Source organism: Terrabacter sp. Root181 (assembly GCF_001428505.1).
GTDB lineage: Bacteria > Actinomycetota > Actinomycetes > Actinomycetales > Dermatophilaceae > Terrabacter.
In genome coordinates, this window is record NZ_LMHU01000006.1 from 500,587 (window position 1) to 506,586 (window position 6,000).

Genomic DNA, 6,000 nt, shown 5'->3' on the forward strand with positions numbered 1-6,000 from the left:
CGCGGTCCGGAGGAACGAGGCGCGCCCGAGCTGCGGCCGGCGCCGCTGCCGCGCGCGGGGCCTCGCGCTCCGCCGTCGCGGTCGCGTCGGTCGCCTCGGCTGTCGTTGCCGTCCTGGTCACTCATGTCATGCATCCTTCCGCGCCGACCGCGGTCGGCGCCACCTCTGGTGTCGTCGAGCACAAAAAGAAAGAGCGCCCCAGTCGGACCAATGAAGTTCCGTCTGGGGCGCTCTGACAAAGTGTGTCCGGCTGCGTCCTACTCTCCCACACCGTCACCAGTGCAGTACCATCGGCGCTGAAGGGCTTAGCTTCCGGGTTCGGAATGGAGCCGGGCGNAAAGTGTGTCCGGCTGCGTCCTACTCTCCCACACCGTCACCAGTGCAGTACCATCGGCGCTGAAGGGCTTAGCTTCCGGGTTCGGAATGGAGCCGGGCGTTTCCCCTTCGCTATGACAGCCGAAACTCTATGGAGATATCAAATTCGTGGTCATGCAGCCTGTGGCCCAGGGCTATCATGGTTGCATGTTCCCGTTTGTATCTCGGGAACTGCACAGTGGACGCGTAGCATCTTTGTGAGTCAAGTTATCGGCTTATTAGTACCGGTCAGCTCCACACATTGCTGTGCTTCCACATCCGGCCTATCAACCCAGTAGTCTAGCTGGGAGCCTCTCGCCCTTGCGGGCCTGGAAACCTCATCTTGAAACGTGCTTCCCGCTTAGATGCTTTCAGCGGTTATCACTTCCGAACGTAGCTAATCAGCGGTGCTCTTGGCAGAACAACTGACACACCAGAGGTTCGTCCATCCCGGTCCTCTCGTACTAGGGACAGCCTTTCTCAAGTTTCCTACGCGCACAGCGGATAGGGACCGAACTGTCTCACGACGTTCTAAACCCAGCTCGCGTACCGCTTTAATGGGCGAACAGCCCAACCCTTGGGACCTACTCCAGCCCCAGGATGCGACGAGCCGACATCGAGGTGCCAAACCATGCCGTCGATATGGACTCTTGGGCAAGATCAGCCTGTTATCCCCGGGGTACCTTTTATCCGTTGAGCGACGGCGCTTCCACAAGCCACCGCCGGATCACTAGTCCCGACTTTCGTCCCTGCTCGACATGTCTGTCTCACAGTCAAGCTCCCTTGTGCACTTACACTCGAAACCTGATTACCAACCAGGCTGAGGGAACCTTTGGGCGCCTCCGTTACCTTTTAGGAGGCAACCGCCCCAGTTAAACTACCCACCAGGCACTGTCCCTGATCCGGATCACGGACCGAGGTTAGATATCCAGAACGACCAGAGTGGTATTTCAACGTTGACTCCACCATCACTGACGTGACGGTTTCATAGTCTCCCACCTATCCTACACAAGCCGTACCGAACACCAATACCAAGCTGTAGTAAAGGTCCCGGGGTCTTTCCGTCCTGCTGCGCGTAACGAGCATCTTTACTCGTAGTGCAATTTCGCCGAGTTCGTGGTTGAGACAGTGGAGAAGTCGTTACGCCATTCGTGCAGGTCGGAACTTACCCGACAAGGAATTTCGCTACCTTAGGATGGTTATAGTTACCACCGCCGTTTACTGGCGCTTAAGTTCTCAGCTTCGCCGTGAGGCTAACCGGTCCCCTTAACGTTCCAGCACCGGGCAGGCGTCAGTCCGTATACATCGTCTTGCGACTTGGCACGGACCTGTGTTTTTAGTAAACAGTCGCTTCTCCCTGGTCTCTGCGGCCGATCACGCTCGGACAGCAAGTGTCGTCACGATCAGGGCCCCCCTTCTCCCGAAGTTACGGGGGTATTTTGCCGAATTCCTTAACCACGATTCACTCGATCGCCTTGGTATTCTCTACCTAACCACCTGAGTCGGTTTGGGGTACGGGCGGCTCGAACCTCGCTAGAAGTTTTTCTCGGCAGCATAGGATCACCCTCTTCCCGCATTCGCGGTCACTATCAGGTCTCAGGCTTCATGCGATCCGGATTTGCCTGGATCGCGCCCTACACCCTTGGACGTGGACAACCATCGCCACGCGGAGGCTACCTTCCTGCGTCACTCCATCGCTTGACTACTACCAGATCGGGTCGTGCGCTCCACACACCCGATGGACCCGAAGGTCCGGTGGGCGTGCTTCAGGCACTTAGCATCACTGGGTTCATCATGGGCGGTTCTTCGCCGGTTCCGGAATATCAACCGGATGTCCATCGACTACGCCTGTCGGCCTCGCCTTAGGTCCCGACTTACCCAGGGCAGATTAGCTTGACCCTGGAACCCTTGGTTATTCGGCGGACGGGTTTCTCGCCCGTCATTCGCTACTCATGCCTGCATTCTCACTCGTGTGGCCTCCACGGCTGGTTCACACCGCCGCTTCCCTGGCCACACGACGCTCCCCTACCCATCAACACGCCTGGACACCGAACCCGCAGGTGTCGGTGCCGAGCAGTATGTCAATGCCACAGCTTCGGTGGTGTGCTTGAGCCCCGCTACATTGTCGGCGCGGAATCACTTGACCAGTGAGCTATTACGCACTCTTTAAAGGGTGGCTGCTTCTAAGCCAACCTCCTGGTTGTCACAGCAACTCCACATCCTTTCCCACTTAGCACACGCTTAGGGACCTTAGCTGGTGATCTGGGCTGTTTCCCTCTCGACTACGGAGCTTATCCCCCGCAGTCTCACTGCCACGCTCTCACTTACCGGCATTCGGAGTTTGGCTAACGTCAGTAACCTGGTGAGGCCCATTAGCTATCCAGTAGCTCTACCTCCGGTAAGAAACACGTGACGCTGCACCTAAATGCATTTCGGGGAGAACCAGCTATCACGGAGTTTGATTGGCCTTTCACCCCTACCCACAGCTCATCCCCTCAGTTTTCAACCTAAGTGGGTTCGGTCCTCCACGCAGTCTTACCTGCGCTTCAACCTGGCCATGGGTAGATCACTCCGCTTCGGGTCTAGACCCAGCGACTCAAACGCCCTATTCGGACTCGCTTTCGCTACGGCTTCCCCACACGGGTTAACCTCGCCACTGAGCACTAACTCGCAGGCTCATTCTTCAAAAGGCACGCTGTCACCCCACACGCCCAACGGCGGGAGGCTCCAACGGATTGTAGGCACACGGTTTCAGGATCTATTTCACTCCCCTCCCGGGGTACTTTTCACCTTTCCCTCACGGTACTTGTCCGCTATCGGTCACCAGGGAATATTTAGGCTTAGCAGGTGGTCCTGCCAGATTCACACGGGATTTCTCGGGCCCCGTGCTACTTGGGAAATCCACCGGGAGTCCACACCATTTCGTCTACGGGGGTCGCACCCTCTATGCCGAGCCATTCAATGCTCTTCGACTATGACGCAGATTTCTTACTCCCTACCGGCTTGTCAGAACCAGTTGGCGGGTCCCACGACCCCGAACGTGCAACGCCTGACAGCTATCACACACGCCCGGTTTAGCCTCATCCGCTTTCGCTCGCCACTACTCACGGAATCACATGTTGTTTTCTCTTCCTGTGGGTACTGAGATGTTTCACTTCCCCACGTTCCCTCCACACACCCTATATATTCAGGTGCGGGTGACTGGACTTGCCTCCAGCCGGGTTTCCCCATTCGGAAATCCTCGGATCACAGTCTGGTTATCGACTACCCGAGGCTTATCGCAGATTCCTACGTCCTTCTTCGGTTCCTGGTGCCAAGGCATCCACCGTGTGCCCTTAAAAACTTGGCCACAAAGATGCTCGCGTCCACTGTGAAGTTCTCAAAATACAACCGGCACCCCACACCCAACCCAGACCAGCTGAGCTATCGGCGGGGCCCACGACCAGAAGAAACCAGCCGGCACACACCAGACACCCGGAACAAACCGGGCCTAGCATGCGTCGTCCGATCCTTCAGGACCCAACAACGTGTCAGGCACCCACCCGACCACCACCACGTTCCACTGCTGAAACCAGCAAGTACTTGTGTGCGACGACCAGGAGAGCGCCAAATAATCGATGTTCCACCCTTGAGCACCCCCCACCAGACATTCGCCGGTGGCGAGGCCACTGCGCCACAGACCATGACGGCCGAGGCGAGTTGCTCCTTAGAAAGGAGGTGATCCAGCCGCACCTTCCGGTACGGCTACCTTGTTACGACTTAGTCCCAATCGCCAGTCCCACCTTCGACGGCTCCCCCCACAAGGGTTGGGCCACCGGCTTCGGGTGTTACCGACTTTCGTGACTTGACGGGCGGTGTGTACAAGGCCCGGGAACGTATTCACCGCAGCGTTGCTGATCTGCGATTACTAGCGACTCCGACTTCATGGGGTCGAGTTGCAGACCCCAATCCGAACTGAGACCGGTTTTTTGGGATTCGCTCCACCTCGCGGTTTCGCAGCCCTTTGTACCGGCCATTGTAGCATGCGTGAAGCCCAAGACATAAGGGGCATGATGATTTGACGTCATCCCCACCTTCCTCCGAGTTGACCCCGGCAGTCTCCTATGAGTCCCCACCATGACGTGCTGGCAACATAGAACGAGGGTTGCGCTCGTTGCGGGACTTAACCCAACATCTCACGACACGAGCTGACGACAACCATGCACCACCTGTACACCAGTCCGAAGACGCACCCATCTCTGAGTGATTCCGGTGTATGTCAAGCCTTGGTAAGGTTCTTCGCGTTGCATCGAATTAATCCGCATGCTCCGCCGCTTGTGCGGGCCCCCGTCAATTCCTTTGAGTTTTAGCCTTGCGGCCGTACTCCCCAGGCGGGGAACTTAATGCGTTAGCTGCGGCACGGATCTCGTGGAATGAGACCCACACCTAGTTCCCAACGTTTACGGCATGGACTACCAGGGTATCTAATCCTGTTCGCTCCCCATGCTTTCGCTTCTCAGTGTCAGTAATGGCCCAGAGACCTGCCTTCGCCATCGGTGTTCCTCCTGATATCTGCGCATTCCACCGCTACACCAGGAATTCCAGTCTCCCCTACCACACTCTAGTCTGCCCGTACCCACTGCAAGTCCGAGGTTGAGCCTCGGATTTTCACAGCAGACGCGACAAACCACCTACAAGCTCTTTACGCCCAATAATTCCGGACAACGCTCGCACCCTACGTATTACCGCGGCTGCTGGCACGTAGTTAGCCGGTGCTTCTTCTGCAGGTACCGTCACTTTCGCTTCTTCCCTGCTGAAAGAGGTTTACAACCCGAAGGCCGTCATCCCTCACGCGGCGTCGCTGCATCAGGCTTTCGCCCATTGTGCAATATTCCCCACTGCTGCCTCCCGTAGGAGTCTGGGCCGTGTCTCAGTCCCAGTGTGGCCGGTCGCCCTCTCAGGCCGGCTACCCGTCGTCGCCTTGGTGAGCCACTACCTCACCAACAAGCTGATAGGCCGCGAGTCCATCCCAGACCGAAAAACTTTCCACACCATACCCATGCGGATTGGTGTCATATCCGGTATTAGCTCCGGTTTCCCGGGGTTATCCCAGAGTCTGGGGCAGGTTACTCACGTGTTACTCACCCGTTCGCCACTGATCAGACCAAGCAAGCTTGATCATCACCGTTCGACTTGCATGTGTTAAGCACGCCGCCAGCGTTCGTCCTGAGCCAGGATCAAACTCTCCGTTGATGTTCAAACACCCACCCCCGAAACGAGAGCGAGCAAACTTTGAACCCATGAAGGGCTCGAAAACCTGACTGAAGTCGAACAACCAGCTCAAAAAGCTAGAAGTTCAATTCAACCAAAGGATAATTCGCCAGAAACCAGACCGTCACCACGCCACTAGAGGACGAAGATCAACCGGCCAGGCCCCTCGACGAGGTAATTGGCATCGATTTTTGACACGCTGTTGAGTTCTCAAGAATCGGACACACACCATCAACCAGCTCAACGAGCCAGCCTCCGGGGCAACCCTTCAAACTTACCCGCCTCAAGCTTGGGAGTCAAACCCGCGAACCGCCCTTCAGGACGACCAGGCCCAACCCGCTTGGAATCAGCGGCACTACCCCCAAAGCCTACCGGATCAACCAGAGTGCTTCGGAC

3 rRNA genes are annotated in these 6,000 nt (G+C 57.0%); all 3 read right to left on the reverse strand.

From position 1 onward, the window contains the following. Positions 1-344: 344 nt before the first annotated feature. The 3 genes from rrf to ASD90_RS14150 all read right to left on the reverse strand — a co-directional run bounded on the left by rrf (position 345) and on the right by ASD90_RS14150 (position 5,586). Positions 345-461: ribosomal RNA gene (gene rrf, locus ASD90_RS14140) — 5S ribosomal RNA — on the reverse strand. Between the two features lie 112 nt (positions 462-573). Beyond that, positions 574-3,703, reverse strand: a 23S ribosomal RNA gene (locus ASD90_RS14145). Between the two features lie 361 nt (positions 3,704-4,064). Beyond that, positions 4,065-5,586 (reverse strand): 16S ribosomal RNA (locus ASD90_RS14150). The 16S, 23S and 5S rRNA genes sit together here, the layout of an rRNA operon. Positions 5,587-6,000 lie beyond the last annotated feature (414 nt).